General features: G+C 45.6%; 18 protein-coding genes. 10 read left to right on the plus strand and 8 right to left on the minus strand.

Annotation, left to right across the window (positions count from 1 at the left end; translation table 11 throughout):
* The first annotated feature begins 67 nt into the window (after nt 1-67).
* Nucleotides 68-322, plus strand: a complete 255-nt coding sequence (locus tag ACXAGP_RS19710; protein ID WP_475263363.1) for a type II toxin-antitoxin system Phd/YefM family antitoxin — start codon at nt 68-70, stop codon at nt 320-322.
* Complete coding sequence (locus ACXAGP_RS19715; protein ID WP_475263364.1) at nt 315-578, plus strand: Txe/YoeB family addiction module toxin; 264 nt, start codon at nt 315-317, stop codon at nt 576-578. The genes ACXAGP_RS19710 and ACXAGP_RS19715 overlap by 8 nt, the downstream gene beginning before the upstream one ends.
* 334 nt (nt 579-912) lie before the next feature.
* Here ACXAGP_RS19715 and ACXAGP_RS19720 read toward each other — a convergent pair whose 3' ends face one another.
* Complete coding sequence (locus tag ACXAGP_RS19720) at nt 913-1,278, minus strand: DoxX family protein (protein ID WP_475263365.1); 366 nt, start codon at nt 1,276-1,278, stop codon at nt 913-915.
* A 142-nt stretch (nt 1,279-1,420) separates the two neighbouring features.
* Here ACXAGP_RS19720 and ACXAGP_RS19725 point away from each other — a divergent pair, with 142 nt between their 5' ends.
* Complete coding sequence (locus ACXAGP_RS19725) at nt 1,421-2,290, plus strand: LysR family transcriptional regulator (RefSeq protein WP_475263367.1); 870 nt, start codon at nt 1,421-1,423, stop codon at nt 2,288-2,290.
* A gap of 111 nt (nt 2,291-2,401) precedes the next feature.
* The gene (locus ACXAGP_RS19730; protein WP_475263369.1) at nt 2,402-2,713 is read left to right on the plus strand and encodes a cupin domain-containing protein; all 312 of its coding nucleotides are present in this window, start codon (nt 2,402-2,404) and stop codon (nt 2,711-2,713) included.
* Between the two features lie 35 nt (nt 2,714-2,748).
* Here the strand turns inward: ACXAGP_RS19730 and ACXAGP_RS19735 are convergent, their stop codons facing one another.
* A complete protein-coding gene (locus ACXAGP_RS19735) occupies nt 2,749-4,500 on the minus strand; it encodes a hypothetical protein (protein ID WP_475263371.1) in 1,752 nt (583 codons plus the stop codon).
* Nucleotides 4,501-4,523: 23 nt separating this feature from the next.
* Nucleotides 4,524-5,246 carry a substrate-binding periplasmic protein gene (locus ACXAGP_RS19740; protein ID WP_475263372.1) on the minus strand — a complete coding sequence of 241 codons (723 nt, stop codon included), beginning with the start codon at nt 5,244-5,246 and terminating at the stop codon, nt 4,524-4,526.
* A gap of 206 nt (nt 5,247-5,452) precedes the next feature.
* Here ACXAGP_RS19740 and ACXAGP_RS19745 point away from each other — a divergent pair, with 206 nt between their 5' ends.
* From ACXAGP_RS19745 to ACXAGP_RS19760, 4 genes are read left to right on the plus strand one after another with little or no spacing between them, the layout of a single operon-like run.
* Entirely contained in the window at nt 5,453-5,779 is a 327-nt protein-coding gene (locus tag ACXAGP_RS19745) for a DUF1801 domain-containing protein (RefSeq protein ID WP_475263374.1), read from the plus strand.
* 59 nt (nt 5,780-5,838) lie between these two features.
* Nucleotides 5,839-6,345: a GNAT family N-acetyltransferase gene (locus tag ACXAGP_RS19750; protein WP_475263376.1), complete on the plus strand. Its 507-nt coding sequence runs from the start codon at nt 5,839-5,841 to the stop codon at nt 6,343-6,345.
* A gap of 47 nt (nt 6,346-6,392) precedes the next feature.
* A complete protein-coding gene (locus ACXAGP_RS19755) occupies nt 6,393-7,085 on the plus strand; it encodes an alpha/beta fold hydrolase (protein ID WP_475263378.1) in 693 nt (230 codons plus the stop codon).
* Between the two features lie 11 nt (nt 7,086-7,096).
* A complete protein-coding gene (locus tag ACXAGP_RS19760) occupies nt 7,097-7,477 on the plus strand; it encodes a hypothetical protein (RefSeq protein ID WP_475263380.1) in 381 nt (126 codons plus the stop codon).
* A gap of 79 nt (nt 7,478-7,556) precedes the next feature.
* Here ACXAGP_RS19760 and ACXAGP_RS19765 read toward each other — a convergent pair whose 3' ends face one another.
* Nucleotides 7,557-8,972 carry an FAD-dependent oxidoreductase gene (locus ACXAGP_RS19765; RefSeq protein ID WP_475263382.1) on the minus strand — a complete coding sequence of 472 codons (1,416 nt, stop codon included), beginning with the start codon at nt 8,970-8,972 and terminating at the stop codon, nt 7,557-7,559.
* Nucleotides 8,973-8,983: 11 nt separating this feature from the next.
* Entirely contained in the window at nt 8,984-13,450 is a 4,467-nt protein-coding gene (gene gltB / locus ACXAGP_RS19770) for a glutamate synthase large subunit (RefSeq protein WP_475263383.1), read from the minus strand.
* Between the two features lie 486 nt (nt 13,451-13,936).
* On the opposite strand from gltB, the gene arcB reads away from it, so the two are divergent.
* Complete coding sequence (arcB, locus tag ACXAGP_RS19775) at nt 13,937-16,336, plus strand: aerobic respiration two-component sensor histidine kinase ArcB (RefSeq protein WP_475263384.1); 2,400 nt, start codon at nt 13,937-13,939, stop codon at nt 16,334-16,336.
* Nucleotides 16,337-16,345: 9 nt separating this feature from the next.
* Here arcB and ACXAGP_RS19780 read toward each other — a convergent pair whose 3' ends face one another.
* The 3 genes from ACXAGP_RS19780 to ACXAGP_RS19790 all read right to left on the minus strand — a co-directional run bounded on the left by ACXAGP_RS19780 (nt 16,346) and on the right by ACXAGP_RS19790 (nt 18,994).
* Entirely contained in the window at nt 16,346-17,398 is a 1,053-nt protein-coding gene (locus tag ACXAGP_RS19780) for a flavin monoamine oxidase family protein (protein WP_475263385.1), read from the minus strand.
* The gene (locus ACXAGP_RS19785) at nt 17,395-18,126 is read right to left on the minus strand and encodes a cupin domain-containing protein (RefSeq protein ID WP_475263387.1); all 732 of its coding nucleotides are present in this window, start codon (nt 18,124-18,126) and stop codon (nt 17,395-17,397) included. Before ACXAGP_RS19785 ends, ACXAGP_RS19780 begins: the two co-directional genes overlap by 4 nt.
* 103 nt (nt 18,127-18,229) lie before the next feature.
* A complete protein-coding gene (locus tag ACXAGP_RS19790) occupies nt 18,230-18,994 on the minus strand; it encodes an SDR family NAD(P)-dependent oxidoreductase (RefSeq protein WP_475263428.1) in 765 nt (254 codons plus the stop codon).
* Nucleotides 18,995-19,155: 161 nt separating this feature from the next.
* On the opposite strand from ACXAGP_RS19790, the gene ACXAGP_RS19795 reads away from it, so the two are divergent.
* On the plus strand, nt 19,156-19,686 hold the full coding sequence (locus tag ACXAGP_RS19795; RefSeq protein WP_475263388.1) for a TetR/AcrR family transcriptional regulator: 531 nt from the start codon (nt 19,156-19,158) through the stop codon (nt 19,684-19,686).
* The last annotated feature ends 170 nt before the right edge of the window (nt 19,687-19,856 follow it).

Below are 19,856 nucleotides of genomic sequence, written 5' to 3' on the forward strand. Positions count from 1 at the left end.
ACATCCTGTACATATCCTCTATCTTAAGCTAAAGTTGTACCATATAATGTACAACTTGTGGTGCGAAATGAGAATTGTATCTTTTACCGAGGCCCGAAATAGTCTTAAAGCTGTTTTAGACAATGTAGTTAATGATGCGGATACTACTGTTATCACGCGTCGTGACTCTGAAGATGCTGTTGTGATGTCATTGGAATACTACAATAGTCTCATGGAAACTGTTCATTTGCTTCGCTCGCCAGCCAACGCTGAACATTTAAATCGTTCTATTGCGCAGTTTAAAGAGGGCAAAACGACACAGCGAGAACTTATTGATGAGTAACAGGTTGTTATCATGGACTGATGAAGCCTGGAATAGTTACCTGTATTGGCAAACTCAAGACAAGAAGACTTTGAAACGTATCAATAAACTCATTGTCGATATTCAGCGTTCTCCGTTTGATGGAATTGGAAAACCGGAAGCCCTAAAAGAAAACCTGTCAGGCTTCTGGTCTCGTAGAATAGATGATACAAATCGCTTAGTTTATGCCGTGGATGATAAAGCAATTACCGTTATCTCGTGTCGTTATCATTACTAGTTAATGGCAGCTAGCCAATCAGTTCAAAACGGGCACAAAAAGTGGGCTAGGTTCGGTTCGCGCCTCACGGATTTTAGTCCAAGCGATCTGTACCGTTTAATTTAAAAGTTAGCTATTGCGTTACCTCGTTGGTTTTCACCTTATACGCCATTGTCCCCCGGGTTTAGTCACTTGGTATTTGTATAAAAAATACCAAACATAGAAGTAACAATTACATTAATTAGTTGTTGCTGAAAATAAAGGAACAGAAGCTAACTCCCGTTTTTAATTGAATTAGCTTCTGGTTTTGTTTTTAAACACAACTCTGCTGCTTTATGCGTTTAAATGATTATCCTCAAACCCGAGTTAGCTTAGCGTTTAAGGATATGATCACCGTCAACACAAGTAACAATACAATGGCAGGAACCGCAGTACTAAAAGCTTGAGCAGCCAATAAATGTGAACTTATTGCGCCAATTAGCGCTATTGCAAATCCTGCATAACCCCATTGTTTTAACCATGCAAATTTAGGCTGCAAGATACACACTGCACCAATTAAATAGGCCGAACCTAAAATGTTTAAAAGGTAAATGGGATAACCCAAATCTGTGGTTGCTTGTACTAACGCCGCTTGTCCTGTCAGTTTGGCCAAGCCAGAAGCCGCCATAGATAAGGCAAATAATATTGAAACGGTGTAATAAATAATCTTCTGCTTATTCATTGTGGAGATCCTGTTTGTTCGTTGATAGTGTTATTCTTTCATGTGACTAATTGCATTTAAATAAGTAAACATTCAAAAACATATTGCATATTTGCAATATTAATTTGAATGTAATTAGTCGCAGTTAATGAGAGGATAGGCTGTGGACTGGAACGATTTTAAAGTACTCATTGCGCTTGCGGAAAAACGCACGTTACAAGCGGCGTCAGAGCAATTGAAAGTCAACGCAACCACAGTGTGGCGGCGCATTCAGCAATTAGAAAATAAACTTTCGATTCAGTTATTTGTCGCAGGGCGTCAAGGTTATCAACTGACAGAAGCGGGAGAAACCATTTTAGAAAATGCCAAACGAATGGAGTCTTTGGCTGATGAGATCCTCATTCAAAGCGCGTTAAAACATGAAAAAGTTCAGGGGTTAATACGTATTACTGCACCGTCAACCATGGCCACGGCAACGCTGCCACACTGGATAGGCGAATTTAGGCAAACCTATCCTGATGTTGAGTTCGAAGTATTAGAAAGCGAAACAAGGTTGGATATAGAGCAGCGCGAAGCGGATATTGCAATTAGAGCAAGCCATACTGCACCTGATAGTTTAATTGCTCGAAAAGTTTGGAATATTCCACTGAGTATTTACGCATCAGAACGTTTTTTGCAAAAACACGACGCCGCACAAAATTTTTCCTTATCCGACTTAACCCAATTAGCAGCAATCGACTATGTGCAATTGGACAACCCGGCAGTACGTTGGTATCAAAAACAAATAAAACACAATACCAGGTCAATCTACTGTAATTCTATCGCCACAGCGTTAAACTCAGCACTCAATCATCAGGGCATAGCACTATTGCCAAGAGATGAATCAAATGGACTCATTGAGTTATTGCAACTCGATAGCAAATACGACTCGGCATTGTGGATGTTGGCCAATAAAGACTTGAGAAATACCGCACGGATCAAAACCTTTTGGGAATTTCTGCTCACTAAAGTAGAAGGTTATGAACCTGAATAATCTGGGTTAAATGAGACTAAAAAAGCATTAGAATAAAAACATAGCCAATGATTTTTTTCCGCTTAGCGCGAGGTTATACACTTTGAAGTATCTCATAACGAAGGAATTGCAATGGAAGTTATTAGGAGTAAAGAATTCACGGCAACTAAAGCGTGGGGCGCAAAGGACATTGCCAACATGGACGGCATTACCACTCGTTTACATTGGACTGATCAACCCTACAAATGGCACGTAAATGACGGTGAAGAAGTTTTTGTTGTTATGGATGGCATCGTGGAAATGCTATACAAAGAAAATAATGAAGTTAAGTCTGCAATCCTGAATTCAGGTGATATCTTTTTTGCCTCCGTTGGTACTGAACATGTTGCTCGTCCCAAGGGCGAAGCCAGAATTCTGGTGATTGAACGAGAAGGCAGCGTATAGCAAATTCGTTTGCACTTGGTGTAAATTTAAACTGTTTACAAAAACAGATTGTGTGCCTGTAGTTGTGACACGTTTTCTTCAGTTTGTATTTCAATGTTTAACACATCGCCGCCGGGCTTTATGCGCCATAATCGGCTTGCGCCACATTCAGGTTCTGCTGGTGAGGTCTCAAAATAGTGATACCAGGACTGCCCCTTGCTGGAATCGAGTAGCAGAGTTGCTGTGCATTGCACATCGCGATAAAAAACCTTTGCTGTCTTTCCGCCGGGTAGCAAGTGAAGCCGAACCGGCTGACAATCGGAGTCACATAAGTTCAGATGATAGAACCCGGTAAATTCGGTTATGCCTGATCCTGATGTGCCACTGGCAAATTCCCCGGTATTTGAGGTTTTTGTTGTCAATGACACCGGTATTTCCAGTTGCTTGAAACTCTCAAGGGCCACATCGTAATAGTAAAATAAGGGGCGTTGGGTTACCTGTATCACCTTCACCCAGTTAGATTGGGTATTGGCAGGATAAATAATGCTTTCAACCTCCGGTCTTGGTAGCCATAGAAAAATAGCTGTCCAGATAAATGGTACAACCACAAGAGGTGAAAGCAGCGCGTTTAACACGGGGTTAACCCGTGTTTTTAATTTTTCAGCGCGTATCAAAAAGCGGGTTCTGATATAGGCTGCCAGGCATATAAATACAATGAAGGTACTCACTAATACCGCGTAGGTGGGTAAAAACACCAACGCAAAACTCTTGCGCATCAGGTTTAATGCTTCTTCCGGGATATTTTCCGGTGCCCTGATAAATTGGCGTGCCCAATGAAAAGCAATATCCTGTTCCAGTTTAAAAATATCCATCGCCTTGTGAATTTCCGGCAAGGAGCTGAAGCGATTTCTGGCAACATCGTAAAGGCAACGACTTACGGAAAGTAAAAAGCGTTGCTCTGCATGTAATGATGAATCTTCAGTTGCACGTTCCAGGGCGCATTGATAGACCTCGCTAAGGCGTGCGGCATCATGCCTTGTAAAGCGACTTTGAGATTGCAAAAGCTGCTCAAAATTAGCGATGTTTTGTTTTATAAATGGCGACTCAAGTTCGGTATTTTTGAAACGCTGCAATTCATCCATCACCGAAGAGAATTCATCAAGGTTATCGCGAAATCCGAGATAGATGACTTCTGCTGGGCGCGCTATTTTTTGCGGTAAGCCCGTTTCTGAAACCATCTGAGCCAATTCAACCTCAATCGTTGCTGATGTTTCCAGAGTGTGGCGATAACTATCGTTCAGGCAAACGTGCATTGGCAGGTACAAGCGCACCAGTTGCTTTTGGCTGTAACCCACTAATCCGCCTGATGCAACATAGTTGTCATAATCAGGTAAGGTTCCTTTGCTGAATACCCGGTTTGCCGCGTTACCCAATATACTGCAATGAATGATCTGGTTAGAGGCATTGCGCTCCATAAACAGGTATAACTCTTTCATGCCGATATAGCCCACCATGGTGACCAGGCCAAATATCGCCATTTTCAGGGAAACGCGGTTAAGCGTTTTAGCCGTATTGAGTTTTTTGTTAAGTGACAGGCCAATCAGTACCGACAAACCCAAGCCGATACCCGATATCAGCCGTCCGGTGACTTCCAGCTGATTAAATTCGCTATAGTGCTCAACGTAATAAAGGCTGTTGACCAGCAAGGTCAAAAAGTAGACTTCAGCCAACAGATAGCTCAATACCGCCAGTAACAACCAAGGTTGCCAGGTAAACAGTTTAAGTTTTTGTTGCCAATCCAGTATCATTTCAGTTAACGTTGCCAGTCAGTTTATGGTTGTAACGAAATGGTTTTTTCTGCAGCCATAAGCTTTGCGATAATATCAGGGTTAGTATCTAGTTGAGCGGCAAGATAATATCCTTGGGCAAGTTCGGGTACAGTCCATACAACATCCCAGTTGAGTGGGTCTTGATTAAGTAGCTCTGCTTTACTTTTGAATAAATGCTTATTGGTTACCACAAAATCTGCTTTTCCTGAAAAGAATAACTTAAACACAGAGTTAAGGTTGCTGCTGACTATGAGGTGGCGTCGCTCTTCAAAGCCCAAGGTGGTTAGTGTTTCGTAAACCAGATCCTGGCGCAACACCACAGTTAACCAGTTTTTCGCATCTTCCATGCTTTTAACCTGATATTGACTTATTGGCTTGCGGCCGTAGAAACCATATGTATCTGTTCCTAATTTTTTTATCCAAATAAATTTATCTTCTCGTTCAGCCGTACGCACGATAGAGAAAATGAAGGTATTCTTGCGTTCCTGAGCCATCTTATAGGCTCTTGCCCATGGATAAACTTCCACCGGGGCTTGCGTAAGCCCGGATGCATTTTTCAAGTTTTGTACTAGATCGAAGTGTTCACCGGTAAGCTTATTGTTTTCTATATACTGCAGCGGTGGTAAGTTCTCCGTAACGAATAAAACCTCCGGTTCAGCATTACTGTGAACTGCATGCAGCAATGTGAGTAATGTCAGTATGAATTTGCCAATAGTGAAACGCACCTTAGATGAAAAAATGATACTGTCCTTGATTCCTGTTTGCTGTACTTTACTCTAGTTCAGAGAAAGCTATTCCAGCAAGTTAACATTGAAAACTGAAACAAAAATCGAATCTGCTGAGACTCCGCATGCAGTAAGGTATTTTTTGCGTATATGAAGCGATGGTTTTCGTTTTGTGTTTTAACCTCATATCAAAAGGAATCTTCACAATGGAAAATGACTCAATAGATTTAGTTTCTATCGCCAGCGAACTCGAAACATTCGTGCAAATCTGCGTACCAGATAGCGTCAGAGTGAGTAAATATGGTGGCACGCTCTTTACGCTAAAGCCTGAGGAAAAAGAAGGACAGTTCTGCGGTGTATTTGTTTATTCTGCCCACGTGCAGTTGTCATTGAGTCATGGGCCTCAGTTAAAGGATGAGCGTAAGATACTCAAGGGCACAGGTAAATACCGAAGGCATGTAAATTTTAAAAGTCAGGAGCAACTTGATTATGCTTATCTAAAAGAGCTAATCATTCAGGCTGCTAGTTTTTAACGTCACCCGCTACCAGAACAAACCATTTTTACCTCAAGAAAAATTTGCGCCAGAGAATAATGATGATCCCAACAATAGAAACAGAAAGACTAAGGTTAGTGCCACCAACGCAAGAAGCTTTTAGTGTATATGAAGAGTTCTATGCCGATGCTGAGGCGTCACAAGCCTATGGCGGGCCCATTACAACCGAGCAAGTCTGGGCCAGGTTAAAGGCTGATATTGGTTCCTGGTATTTGCTAGGGTTTGGCGTTTGGGTAATTCAACGCAAATCAGATAATAACTATATTGGCACTTGTGGCTTCTGGCAGGGCAAAGAGTGGCCCAGGGAGTTAACCTGGTGGGTGTCCCCCGAAGGGCGAGGCCAAGGTATCGCAACTGAAGCTTCAAATGCCGCATTATTGCATGCCTATAACGAGTTTGGGTGGGATGTTGTTGAAACCTACATGAATGATGATAACCGGGCAGCCCGCGCTTTAGTTGAAAAATTAGGGGGTAAAAAAGTCAGACGAGAACTGTTTAATGATGGCTTGAGTCGGGATATCTATCAAATACCTAAACCTTGCTGATGAGATAGCGCAAGTGTTTTGACAAGGGATTTATTCAAGGAAGTACTGTGGGTAAAAAGCTGTATTTAATTCCAGGAACCATGTGCAATCAAAAGTTGTGGAACAGATTGCTGCCGCATTTACACGATTCTATTGAGCTTTGTTATTTAGATATACCGCGAGATACAAGCTTAGGTGAACTGGCTGAGCACTATAACCATATCTTGGTCGAAGACAGGGTAAACCTGATTGGATTTTCGCTGGGAGGCTACATTGCAACCCGGTTCTCCATGTTATATCCCGAACGCATTGCAAAATTATTTGTTGTCTCAAATAGCCCTTGCAGCCTCTCCACTGAAGAATTAAAGCAACGCCATGATGTTTTAAAATACGTTGAATCCTATGGCTACAAGGGCATGAGTCGCAAAAAAGCCGCGGCTTTGTTGGATGAAAGCAATCAAATAGAAAGTCTAATCGATTTGATTTTGGAAATGGATAGCGATCTGGGTGAAGCTGAGTTTATCAGTCAGTATCGCTATACGTCACAAAGAGCCGACCTTGCTTCAGCCCTGAAACAGTTCTCTTTTGATACAATCATTTATTACAGTGAACACGACAGATTGGTGAACTCGCGATGGCTCAAAAAACTAGCCAATGTGAATACCAAACTCGCCGTTATCGCCACCTCTGCTTCAGGTCATATGTTACCTCTGGAAAAGCCCCGCGAGTTGGCGAATCATATCAATACCTGGATGCAGTAAGGACACAAAATATGACAAATAAAACTCAAAGGACGTTGCTGCATTTCAGTATTCTGCTGGCGCTATTTAACACTGTGGTTTTCGTTCGCCCACTGTTCGAAGCGGCAGGTGATTATCTTATGGTTATCATCGTGGCGATTTCTTTTTTAGTGGGCCGTAAAGCCCATAACATCGCCGATTTTGCACCAGCTCTGACCCGGTTCAACATGCCTTTACTTTTGTTAATGACAGGGCTGTTGGTGTTACAGATAGCTTATCATCCCGCATTAGAATATGGCTTTTTCAAGCCAGTGACAGCGCTTGTGACACTGCTTGTCATTATTTTGCTTGTGCTAATGGCGTTGTTTATCCCCAGGCGAATCAAGCCCTCTCGCAAAACGCCTGAAAACTGATTGTTTGATGCTGAAAAAATTTCCTTTGGAAACAAAAAAGGTCAGCACTGCTGACCTTTTTTAATAGCGTAAAACTGCATCACACGTGTAGGTAATCCAGGATGCCATCGGCGGCTTTGCGGCCTTCGTCGATGGCGGTTACCACCAAATCTGAACCTCTGACCATATCGCCACCGGCGAAGATCTTCGGGTTACTGGTTTGATAGGCGTATTTGCCTTGGGCGGGGGCGCGAACCCGGCCTTTCTCATCGAGGATGATACCGTAATCAGCGAACCAGTTAGCCGGACTGGGTTGAAAACCAAAGGCCACGATTACTGCATCAGCTTCCAGCACGTGCTCTGAGCCATCCACAGGCTCAGGACGACGGCGCCCGGCGGCATCTGGCGCACCCAATTGAGTTTTTACCAGCTTTACGCCAATGGCTTTACCGGATTCGTCAACGGCAATATCCAGCGGCTGCAAATTAAAGCGAAAATCCACACCTTCTTCGCGAGCATTAGTGACTTCACGACGCGAGCCCGGCATATTGGCTTCGTCGCGTCGATAAGCACAGATCACACTTTCAGCGCCCTGACGAACAGATGTACGCACGCAGTCCATAGCGGTGTCACCACCCCCCAGCACCACTACCTTCTTGCCTTCCATGCTGATGTAATCGGCAGGATCTTTTTCAAGGTTCATGATGCGGTTGGTATTGGCAATCAAAAACGGCAGGGCATCGTATACGCCCGGCGCGGCTTCGTTGTCAAAACCACCTTTCATGTATTTGTAGGTACCCATGCCCAGGAATACAGCGTCGTACTGATCGATGAGATCCTGGAATTGCACGTCTTTACCCACTTCAGTATTGAGTACAAATTCAACACCCATTTCGATAAAGATTTCGCGGCGCAGTTGCACCACTTCTTTTTCCAGTTTGAAAGACGGAATACCAAAAGTCAGCAGGCCACCAATTTCAGGGTATTTATCAAACACCACGGGCTTAACACCATTGCGCACCAGAATATCCGCGCAAGCCAGACCTGCAGGGCCAGCTCCTACAATGGCGACTTTTTTGCCTGTAGGTACTACATCCGACATATCCGGACGCCAACCCATCTTGAACGCGGTGTCGGTGATGTATTTCTCGATACTACCGATGGTAACCGCGCCAAAATCGTCGTTAAGGGTACAAGCGCCTTCACACAGGCGGTCTTGCGGGCATACCCGACCACATACTTCCGGCAAGCTGTTAGTTTTATGAGACAGCTCCGCCGCTTCCAGAATACGTCCTTCGTTAGCTAACTTTAACCACTGAGGGATAAAGTTGTGCACCGGGCACTTCCATTCGCAGTATGGGTTACCGCAGTCCAGGCAGCGATCTGCCTGGCCTTCGGTTTGCGAAGCCGACAGCGGATGATAGATTTCCCCAAAATCTGCGCGGCGCACATGCACCGGTTTTTTTGGAGGATCGATGCGTTCCACATCAACAAATTGATAAACATTCTTAGCCATAAATTACTCCGTTACTGCGCCTGCACTCGTAGCTCATTAGATGAGCGACTGATATGGCCAAGCAGGTTTTTCACATCACTGGTTTTGGGTTTAATGAGTTTGATCTTGCCAAGGTAGTCAGCAAAGTTAGTGAGAATTTTCAGGGCGTGTTCACTGCCTGTTTCTTCGTAATGCTGATCTACTAAGCCGCGCAGATGTTCAGATAAAATGATCTTGTCACTGATATCCAGAATTTCTACCAGCTCCTGGTTAACCCGGTTTTCCAGGTCCCCTTGCTCATCGAGAATATAAGCAAAACCACCCGTCATACCGGCACCAAAGTTAACGCCAATTTTACCTAGTATGGCAACGATACCGCCGGTCATGTATTCACAGGCGTTATCACCTGCGCCTTCCACCACCGCAATGGCACCTGAGTTACGCACCGCCAAACGCTCACCAGCCCGGCCTGCGGCAAAGAGTTTGCCGCCCGTAGCGCCGTATAAACAGGTATTACCAATAATGGCACTGTTGTGAGTATCAAACTCAACACCTGCAGGTGGATGGATCACCAGCTTACCGCCAGTCATGCCTTTACCTACATAGTCGTTGGCATCACCTTCTAAACGCATTTCGAGGCCACCGGCATTCCATACGCCGAAGCTTTGTCCTGCGGTGCCTTTAAAGTTGATGTTTATCGGATAATCCGCCATGCCCTGGTTGCCATAGTGACGGGCAATAAAACCAGACAATGACGCACCCACAGAACGGTCGGTATTGCGAATATTAAAGTTAAGGCTAATACCGGATTTGTTTTGCACCGCAGATTCAGCGCGGGCCAGGATAGCCAGGTTCATATCGCCGTTATCCAGAGGTTTATTGGTGACCTCTGAACAGAACAAACGGGTATGAGAGCCTGCTTCGGCTTTCGCCAACATCGGCTTAAGATTTAGCTTGTGCTGCTTGGCATTGATGCCATCCAACACTTCCAGATACTCAGTGCGACCAATCAAGTCATCCAGGCGTTGCACGCCAAGACTGGCCAAAATCTCGCGCACTTCCTGAGCGATGAACTTAAAGTAATTCATCACCATTTCCGGCAACCCAATGAAGTATTCGCTACGCAGCTTTTCGTCTTGAGTTGCTACGCCGGTCGCACAATTGTTGAGATGGCAGATACGTAAGTACTTACATCCTAACGCCACCATGGGGCCGGTACCAAAGCCAAAGCTTTCAGCGCCAAGGATAGCTGCTTTTATCACATCCAGGCCGGTTTTTAAGCCGCCGTCGGTTTGCACCCGCACTTTGTGACGCAGACCGTTTTCTACCAACGCTTGTTGGGTTTCTGCCAGGCCTAGCTCCCAAGGACAACCTGCGTATTTCACCGAGGTGAGTGGGCTGGCCCCTGTGCCACCGTCATAACCTGATACCGTAATCAAATCGGCATAGGCTTTAGCAACACCAGTGGCAATAGTGCCTACACCTGGCTCTGATACTAACTTAACTGAGATCAGCGCTTTGGGATTCACCTGCTTGAGGTCGAAAATCAGCTGGGCCAGATCCTCGATAGAATAAATATCGTGGTGTGGCGGTGGCGATATCAGGGTGACGCCTGGTACCGAGAAACGCAGTTGCGCGATGTATTTGTTGACCTTGTCGCCAGGTAGTTGTCCGCCTTCACCGGGCTTGGCACCTTGGGCGACTTTGATTTGGATAACATCAGCGTTAACCAGGTAATGGGGAGTTACCCCAAAACGGCCTGATGCCACCTGTTTGATCTTAGAGTTACGGGAGTTACCAAAGCGTTTTGGATCTTCACCGCCTTCACCTGAGTTCGACTGTCCCCCCAAGGTGTTCATGGCAATGGCCAAGGCCTCGTGGGCTTCCGGGCTTAATGCACCGATAGACATGGCGGCGCTATCGAAGCGCGGGTACAAGCTTTCAGCTGGCTCCACCTGTTCCACTGCAATCGGCTCTTTGCCGGTTTTCAAAGCCAACAAATCGCGGAAGTGGGCAGGGGAACGCTGATTTACCAGGTCGGCAAACACGCGATAGTCGGCGTAATCACCGGACTTAACCGCTTTTTGCAAGCTGGTGACCACATCCGGGTTATAGGCGTGATATTCCCCGCCGTGCACGTATTTGAGTAAACCACCGTGGTTGAGTTGCTTGCGTTTAAGCCAGGCGATACGATTTAGGTTCACCAGATCTTGTTCAAAATCACTGAAGCCAGCACCTTGAATGCGCGAAGGCACACCGCGGAAACAAACCTCCATTACTTCGTCGGCAACGCCAACCAGTTCGAACAACTTGGAGCTGCGATAACTGGCCACCGTGGAGATGCCCATTTTGGACATGATTTTAAATAAGCCTTTGTTGATGCCTTTGCGGAAGTTAGTAAAGGCTTGCATATGGCTTACATCCAGTTCGCCTTTTTCCACCATTTGCTCGATGGTTTCATAAGCGAGATAAGGATAAATGGCGGTAGCACCCAAGCCCAATAACACCGCAAAGTGGTGGGGGTCACGGGCTGACGCGGTCTCTACTACGATGTTGGCATCGCAGCGCAGTGATTTATCAACAAGGCGACGCTGTACCGCACCGACGGCCATAGCCGCAGGAATAGGTAAACGGTCTTTTTTGATGTTGCGATCCGACAGCACCACAAACACGGCTTTTTTCTTTTTAACCAGATATTCGGTTTCGTCACAAACCCGCTCAATAGCGCGTTTTAACCCTTCCTCTGGTTTGTAATTCAAATCCACCGCTTCTGAGTAATAATGCTCAGGATCGTATTCTCTTAACTGCACCAGGTCGGTGTAGGTGAGGATAGGGGAATTGAACAATACCCGGTCGGCATAGCCGGAGGTTTCGCTGAATACGTCTTTTTCTCGTCCAATACAGGTGGCTAGTGACATCACGTGATTTTCACGTAATGGATCAATGGGAGGATTCGTCACCTGGGCAAACTGCTGACGGAAATAATCGTACAAAATTCGGGGTTTCGAAGACATCACTGCCATTGGCGTATCGTCGCCCATTGAGCCAACAGCTTCCTGACCGTCTGCAGCCAGTACCTTGATCACTTGTTGCAATTCTTCGTAAGAGTAATTGAATAGTTTGTGGTACACGCCTAACTCATCATCCGAGTAGGTGCGCTTTCCAATCAAGGTTTCTTCGTATTCTTCGATGGGTTTTAAACGGCGAATGTGGTTGCCGATCCATTCCTTGTAGGGATGGCGACCTTTGAGATCTTCGTCGATTTCATTACTGCGCCAGATTTTACCGGTTTTGGTATCTACGGCCAGCATTTCGCCTGGGCCAACCCGGCCTTTTTCCACTACGTCTGTAGGTTTGTAATCCCAGATACCGACTTCTGAAGCAAGGGTAATAAATCCGTCTTTGGTAATTACATAGCGCGCCGGGCGCAGACCATTTCGGTCAAGATTACAGGCCACATGGCGGCCGTTAGTAAGCACGATACCTGCCGGACCATCCCATGGCTCCATGTGCATGGAGTTGAACTCGTAGAAAGCCCGCAAGTTTTCATCCATGGTTTTATCGTTTTGATAGGCTGGTGGCACCAATAAACGCATGGCACGGAATAAATCCATGCCGCCTGCCAAGAATAGCTCCAGCATGTTATCCAGTGACGAGGAATCCGAGCCTTCCATATTTACAAAAGGTGCAGCCTCTTTTAAATCGGGAATGAGCGGCGTGCGGAACTTGTACGTTCTTGCCTGGGCCCAATCGCGATTGCCTCGGATGGTGTTGATTTCACCATTGTGCGCCAGGAAGCGAAATGGCTGTGCCAGTGGCCACTTAGGCAGCGTATTGGTGGAGAAGCGTTGATGGAATACACAAATTGCCGATGCCAGGTCTTTATCGGCAAGATCCAGGTAAAATCTCGGCAGGTCTTTGGGCATTACCAAACCCTTGTATATGGACACCAGATTCGACAGAGAGGCGATGTAAAAATCCTGGTCTTCGGCTAATCGTTTTTCGGCACGGCGACGGGCCATGAATAAACGGCGCTCCAGATCAACTGCACGCCAACCCTGAGGGGCGTTCACAAATACCTGTTTGATCTGAGGTACACAGGAGGAGGCCAAATCACCTAAAACGGATGGATCGGTGGGCACATCGCGCCAACCTAAAACGGCCAGCGTTTCGTTTTCTAACTCTTCATCGAGTATTTCCATTGCTGCCTGGGCTTTTTCATCGTCCTGGCTCAGGAATATCATACCTACCGCATAGTTCTTTGCTAACGTCCAGCCGTTTTCACTAGCGACTTTCTGAAAGAATGCGTCAGGTTTTTGTAATAAAAGTCCACAACCGTCACCAGTTTTACCATCTGCGGCGATACCGCCACGGTGTTGCATGCGGTCCAGGCCATGGATTGCGGTATGCACAAGACGGTGACTCGGCTCACCGTTAACATGGGCTATTAAGCCAAAGCCGCAATTATCCCTACTATCATTGGGATTATATAGTTTCATTAACTCAACTCCTTCAACCTAAGACTGGGCAGGGTAACTGTTCTATAACCCAACGCTGTGTTGGGTTTCTTTCTTTTGTCCGACTTCCGTGTTCTTATATTTGTCGTTTTTGGGGTAATCCAGTCTGGCTCGAATCTTTATGCAAATTATTTTCAAGCGGGCTGGTCAAAATAACTGGATTACAAAAATAAATCAATTCCTGTAATAAAATTACATGGCGGAAAGTGGGATAAAAATCCTGTTTTTTCAGTCTGGATAGTTCTTATGTGATCAAATGTTGCAAAAGGGCTATCAAAACTAGGATAAATGTTTTGTTTCACTGGTTTAAAAAGTAACGAATATCTTATCTTGCCAGTAATTCTTATTCAGAATAGTTTAGAATATTTATGTTTATTATTTGAATAAACAATAATGGTGCTTTTTTGCATCGTGGCGGCGGCATGCAATCCTTGTTAGGATGCCCCAAAAAATAGAGTGATTTGTTTAATGGCACTAAAACAGCAGCAACAATCCAGTCAATCTGAGCAAAGCAAACCTGAGAAAATAGATGGCTGGGCAGAAAAAGCTGCCCGCTGGATATCCCATTGTGGTGCCACCAAGAGTGCGTTGGTACTTTTTGTTATTAGTTTACTGGTCACCTGTATTGGCTCTTTGATTATTCGTTATGCGATAGGTGCGCACATTGAACTGGAAGATTTAATCACCGCTATTGTACTAACCTGCACGTTGGCGCCTATGGTGTTTTTGGTTTTCAGCGCGTTAGTGAAACAGTTGGAGAAATCGCGACAACAGATGCAGGTTGCAGTTGCTGAAATGGAGCGGATGCGAGCAGCGGATGTGCTGCTGCATCAAGAACTACAGGACAATATTAATCGTCTCAATAGTGAAATCGAAGCGCGCCAGCAAGTTCAACTGGACAGAGAAAAGGTCTTTGCAGAATTAGAAAACCAAATGCACAACCGCACGGAAAAAGAAGAGCAGGCGCTGCGCTATTCAATTTTGCTGCGCTCTATCATTGATGCCTCTCCGGACCTTATCTATTACCGCAATGAAGAAGGTAAGTTTGCTGGTTGTAACCGCGTTGCCGAGCAAATGACAGGTAAAACTGAAGAAGAGCTCATGGGGCTGACGCCACACCAGGTTTACGACGAAGAATTAGCGCGCCAGGTGGTGATGAGCGATAACGAAGTACTTGAAAGTAATGCCAGCATTACAGAAGAACTGTGGCTACGCTTTGCTGATGGTCGTCGCCGTTACTACGAAATGCGCAAAGTGCCGTTTTTTGATCCTAAGGGTAATCGTTTGGGGTTGCTAGCTTTTGGGCGTGATATTACCGAACGCAAACAAGCCGCTGATGCGGTTAAAAAAGCCAGTAAAGACAAAACCGCATTTATTGCCACTATTAGCCACGAACTGCGTACACCGCTCAACGGTATTGTGGGCTTGAGTCGCATGTTACGCGATACCCAGTTAAACAAAGAGCAATTCAATTGGGTCAGCACCATTTATGCCAGTGCCATTACTCTGGGCAATATCTTCAATGACATTATTGACCTGGATAAAATCGAGCGAGATCGTCTCGAATTGCAGCTTAAGACCGTTAACCTGAAGGAATTCTCTCAGGAGCTGGGTAGCATCATTGAGTTACTGGCCGCTGACAAAGGCCTGGTGTACAAAACCCATCTGATTGAACCAATTCCCCCTTTTCTGGAAGCTGACGGCACCCGTTTACGTCAGATTTTATGGAACTTACTGTTTAATGCCGTCAAGTTTACTCAGCAGGGGCATGTCGGTCTGACCATTGAAGCGACGATGCCTGAAGATGGCGTTTCTCTGGTGACTTTTAAAATCACCGATACCGGGGTGGGGATCCCGGAAGAGGAATTAGAAAAAATCTTCGCCATGTATTATCAGGTAGACCACCCCAATCACAAGAGTGCCACTGGAACCGGCATTGGCCTTGCGATATGCCAGCAAATGGTATCCATGATGAAGGGCCATATTTCGGTTAATAGTGTACTGGGTGAGGGCACCAGTTTTACCGTTGAAATCCCAATGGAGGTGAGTTCTCAAGGTATTCGCACCCAGCAACTGATGTCGGGCTCTTTGGATATTTTGTTGGTGGAAGACATTCAGCTCAATGTAATGGTGGCTAAAGCTTTGCTGGAAAAACTCGGCCAAAAAGTATCAGTGGCCATGACTGGAGAGGATGCCCTGGAGCAGGTGCGTAACCATCATTATGATCTCATCTTGCTGGATATTCAGTTACCGGATATGAACGGCTTTGAAGTTTGTTCAATACTGTGTGAAGAGGGCTTAATTAAAAATACGCGAGTTGTGGCACTAACCGCTAATGTCATCAAAACTCGTCAGGAATACCTGGATCACGGTATGGACGATGTCATTGCCAAACCCATTAAGAAAAGTCGAGTGATCGAGGTGTTTAATAAGCTGTTTGCTGAAAGCGATCCGCAGCCCAAAAAAGCAGCGTTGCCCGAACCTGGGTTAACACCCGATAAACAATTACATGCCGCATTGGATATGGAATTGCTGGAAATGCTTTTGGATACCATTGGTATCGATATGATGCAAAATAGTTTGACGGTATTTGAACAGATGATGCCCAACTACCTGGAATTACTGCAATTGAGTTTAAGCGCCAAAGAAAAATCAGAAGTCTGTGGTCATGCCCATAAAATTAAAGGGGCTGCGGGGTCTGTAGGATTGGCCGCGGTGCAAAAAGTAGCGAATAAGATCCAACAAGGGGACCATCCAGCTTGGTGGCAAAACGTCTACGACTGGGTGGATGAGTTGCAACAGGCTTACGAGCACGATCTGCAGAAACTGAAAGACTGGATGGCTTCACAAGACAGTGATATTGATTAATGTTGGTTGCTAGCTTGTAGCCATTGATGCCAGGGCGCTATCCACCGCGTCCAGGGCGCCCTCCAGATATCCAGGTTCAGTCTGGCTAAACTCCGAGCCGATGAAATACAGGTTCGACAGCGTTTCATTTTGATAAAGTTGCTGCAGATTGACGTGACTATGTTGCGGAGGTTCGTTCTTATCAGCTCTGCTGCAAATATAGGGATTGTTGCTCCAGTCCATCAAATATTCGGATGTAGGGATAGCCTGTTTTCCATAAATACTGAGTAGTTGTGCCCGGCAAGCTGCTTTTAATTGTTCTGACGCTATTCCTTTGCGTTGTTGTGCTGGAATACCCACAAAACCAAAAAGGGCGGCACTTTGGTCCGGCATAACCGCATCATGCACCTCTACCAGAGGTCCTCTATGACTGATGGCAAAGCCGGAAAATCCTTGTTCTCGCCAGAATGGGGTCTCAAAGGTGGCTATGTACTTTGCTTGTGCTGACATCCAGGTTTGCTGTTGCTGCAAATACTGTACGGCATTATCAGATAACCACTTTTCTGGTGTCAGATGAGTTGTGATCATACGCGGAGGCAATGCCAAAAATAGTCTTCGAGATTCAACTGAGTCTCCGTTGCTCATTGCTGCGCGCCAGCCATTATCGATTTTTTCCAGCGCTTTTACCGGGCTGCTAAAGCGCAGTTTTTGCATCGGTAATTGAGCTTTGAGAGCATTTACTATTTGTTTCATGCCGCCTTTAATCCGATAACTTGACCCTTGCTGATATTCTATTTTTTGCATCGGGGCATAGGCTTCCGTAGGCTGGAATAGAGTGTCGCCATCAATGTATTGTTCGAATACCTCAACTTGTAGCTCTTTAGTCAAAAATTGCATCTTAGCCTGATGGGGCCAAAACCAGGTGGGACCGGCATCTATCGCACAATTTTTAGAAGCTGACTGTATTCTTCCACCAGGTTGGGCACTCGCTTCAAGCAATAAAAAGCGATCCCCCCTTTGCTGCAGGCGCAACGCACAATACAGGCCTGCAAGTCCGCCGCCGATGATCAGGTTGTCAATCATCCCAGGTGCCCGGTTTTTAGTAGAATTGCACTATTTGCCTTAAGCCTGATTTCGGGAGTTTCATTGTTGGCAATGCGAAGCCAATCGCCAGTTGTATGACTATGCGTATTGATGACCACTCCGCCAGCTAAAATCAATATCTCGATCCCCTGTATTGTTGCCGGAGGGCTGATTATTTGCTCCTCGGCAACTGTCACATAACTAACTTGCTCATAGTCGTTAAACAGGATTTGGCCTTGCAAGCCGATATCTAGTGGCTTCTGCTCTTCGATATTGTCAGACAGTGAACAGATCACGGCTTTTTTGTCGTCAGGCTGAAACTGTTGCAGCTTTACCCAAATCATACAGCCATCAACGCTTTTTGGGGCGTGTGACGAGCCGGGTGGGTTGCGCACATAGGTGCCTGCCGGATAATCACCATGTTCGTCAGAAAAGGTACCACTCAATACCAGGAACTCTTCTCCTAGCGGATGAGTGTGGGCCGCGAAATGGCTGTTGGGGTCGTAGGCAACAATACTGGTGGCTCGGGTGGTTTGTTCGCCTCCATCGCGCTCTAACATCAAGCGTTTTACACCCTTTGCGGGGGATGGCAACCAGTTCGATTGACTGACATCTACACGGGCATCCTCGGTGAGCAGATGATTCATTTTCACTGGTGCAACGGCAGCCTCTGGGAGTTTTACCGATTGACTTTGTTGGTAAAGATCCCGCCAATATTTGTCTAACATTGTGTTTCCCCGCATTTAATTCGCATAGATGGGAAAGGCAGCAGATTATTCCCGTTCCCGATTACTCCAATCTTTTAGATTAGGTAGATTGACTTTGGTTGGATCAATTGCGTCCCGCCATTACACCGCCGTCCACATCTAATATAGTGCCTGTTACCCACGATGCTTTTTCTGACAACAGGTAGCTTACTGCGTTGGCTACATCTTCTGCTCGACCAATACGGCCAATAGGGTGAAATTCGTTGAAACCTTGTAGCGCTGACTCGATCTCACTTTCTTCAATGAAAGATTTGTAGATAGTTGAAAGCACTACTGCAGGCGCGACTGCGTTCGCTCGAATATTATACTCAGCGAGTTCCATGGCCAGGTGTTGAGTCAGGGAGTGCAAACCTGCTTTTTGCATAGAGTAAGCTGAAGAAGGTGTGGCTTTTACAGCCTGGTGTGCCCACATCGATCCGATATTTACTATGCTACCACCGCCGTGTTTTTTCATATTCTTAACCACCGCCTGGGTTATAAAATAGAACGCTTTGTTAATGTCCATCTGAGTATTGTAATCGTCAGTACTGGACTCAATAAAAGAAACGGGCTTAAAGAATCCCGCCGCATTCACTAATTTATTAATGTGACGGGAGTCGTTTTCTATAGCTGCAATAAAGCTTTGTACCTGGTCAAAGTCATAAAGATCAACACTCACAGTATTCACTTTGGCACTGAACTCGGCTTCAAGTTCGGCTTTGACTTCCGCCAACTGGCTAGCATTTCTTGCTAACAGAAGCACGTCTTGCCCATCAGCTAAAAGTTGTTGCGCCGTTGCTTTGCCCATACCTGCAGAGCCACCCACGATTAATGCAATTTGTTCAGCCATCATTTTCTCCGATTTTCGTTTTAGAACAATTCAAACTCTTAAAATAAATCTACCTACCGGTAGGTAGGTTTAGTTTGTGTCTGAAATTCATGCTTGTCAATACCTATCTACTGATAGATAATTAAGTCACTGATCTCAGAGAAAAATTAGTCAGACTTGTTATGAACAAAAAACAGCAACTGCTAAAACTTGCGGAAGAAAAGGTACGTAAGGGCGGGTATAACAATTTTAGTTTTCGAGAACTTGCCAATGAAGCCGGAATTAAAAGCGCCAGTGTGCACTATCACTTTGCCACCAAGGCGGACTTGGGAGCAGAGCTGGCGGCGTCATATACAGATAAGTTCATAGCTGCTTTAGGAGAGCCTGATAGCTCGGACGGTAATCCTGTAATGCGCTTTATAGCAGCATTTCGCAACGCACTAAACGTTGACCAGCAAATGTGTTTATGCGGTTTATTTGGTGCCGAAAGCGCTGGACTGCCAGAGAAGGTACAGCGTGAAACACAGTTATTCTTCGAGCGCAATATTCGCTGGTTAAGCCAAGCATTTATGATTTTCTCTCAGTTAGATGAGGCAACAGCGAAGCAGGAAGCTGTAAAATTGCTGGCGCTCCTGGAAGGCGCAATGCTGATGAGTAATACCATGAAGGACAATAGTTTATTCGAACTGGCAATGAATGAATTCGATTATTGACTATTTCAGCAGCCCCCAAGATGATTTTGCTTTGAGTTAATAGCAAAAAAAGGTGATTTTGAAAGTTTGCACAACGCTCAGTTCGAAGCACCGTTCGGGGTTCCCTTTACACGCAGTAAGCTAAGTATTCAGATCACACAACGATGAGAGGTATCAGGGACGATACCTCA

This window comes from Planctobacterium sp. AWM4_229 (assembly GCF_056160305.1).

What these genes read in the sequence shown, in the direction of transcription:
- ACXAGP_RS19710 (WP_475263363.1), top strand. Translation starts at nt 68, where the DNA reads ATGAGAATTGTATCTTTTACCGAGGCCCGAAATAGTCTTAAAGCTGTT.
- ACXAGP_RS19715 (WP_475263364.1), top strand. Translation starts at nt 315, where the DNA reads ATGAGTAACAGGTTGTTATCATGGACTGATGAAGCCTGGAATAGTTAC.
- ACXAGP_RS19720 (WP_475263365.1), bottom strand. Translation starts at nt 1,278, where the DNA reads ATGAATAAGCAGAAGATTATTTATTACACCGTTTCAATATTATTTGCC.
- ACXAGP_RS19730 (WP_475263369.1), top strand. Translation starts at nt 2,402, where the DNA reads ATGGAAGTTATTAGGAGTAAAGAATTCACGGCAACTAAAGCGTGGGGC.
- ACXAGP_RS19735 (WP_475263371.1), bottom strand. Translation starts at nt 4,500, where the DNA reads ATGATACTGGATTGGCAACAAAAACTTAAACTGTTTACCTGGCAACCT.
- ACXAGP_RS19745 (WP_475263374.1), top strand. Translation starts at nt 5,453, where the DNA reads ATGGAAAATGACTCAATAGATTTAGTTTCTATCGCCAGCGAACTCGAA.
- ACXAGP_RS19750 (WP_475263376.1), top strand. Translation starts at nt 5,839, where the DNA reads ATGATGATCCCAACAATAGAAACAGAAAGACTAAGGTTAGTGCCACCA.
- ACXAGP_RS19760 (WP_475263380.1), top strand. Translation starts at nt 7,097, where the DNA reads ATGACAAATAAAACTCAAAGGACGTTGCTGCATTTCAGTATTCTGCTG.
- ACXAGP_RS19765 (WP_475263382.1), bottom strand. Translation starts at nt 8,972, where the DNA reads ATGGCTAAGAATGTTTATCAATTTGTTGATGTGGAACGCATCGATCCT.
- gltB (WP_475263383.1), bottom strand. Translation starts at nt 13,450, where the DNA reads ATGAAACTATATAATCCCAATGATAGTAGGGATAATTGCGGCTTTGGC.
- arcB (WP_475263384.1), top strand. Translation starts at nt 13,937, where the DNA reads ATGGCACTAAAACAGCAGCAACAATCCAGTCAATCTGAGCAAAGCAAA.
- ACXAGP_RS19780 (WP_475263385.1), bottom strand. Translation starts at nt 17,398, where the DNA reads ATGATTGACAACCTGATCATCGGCGGCGGACTTGCAGGCCTGTATTGT.
- ACXAGP_RS19785 (WP_475263387.1), bottom strand. Translation starts at nt 18,126, where the DNA reads ATGTTAGACAAATATTGGCGGGATCTTTACCAACAAAGTCAATCGGTA.
- ACXAGP_RS19790 (WP_475263428.1), bottom strand. Translation starts at nt 18,994, where the DNA reads ATGGCTGAACAAATTGCATTAATCGTGGGTGGCTCTGCAGGTATGGGC.
- ACXAGP_RS19795 (WP_475263388.1), top strand. Translation starts at nt 19,156, where the DNA reads ATGAACAAAAAACAGCAACTGCTAAAACTTGCGGAAGAAAAGGTACGT.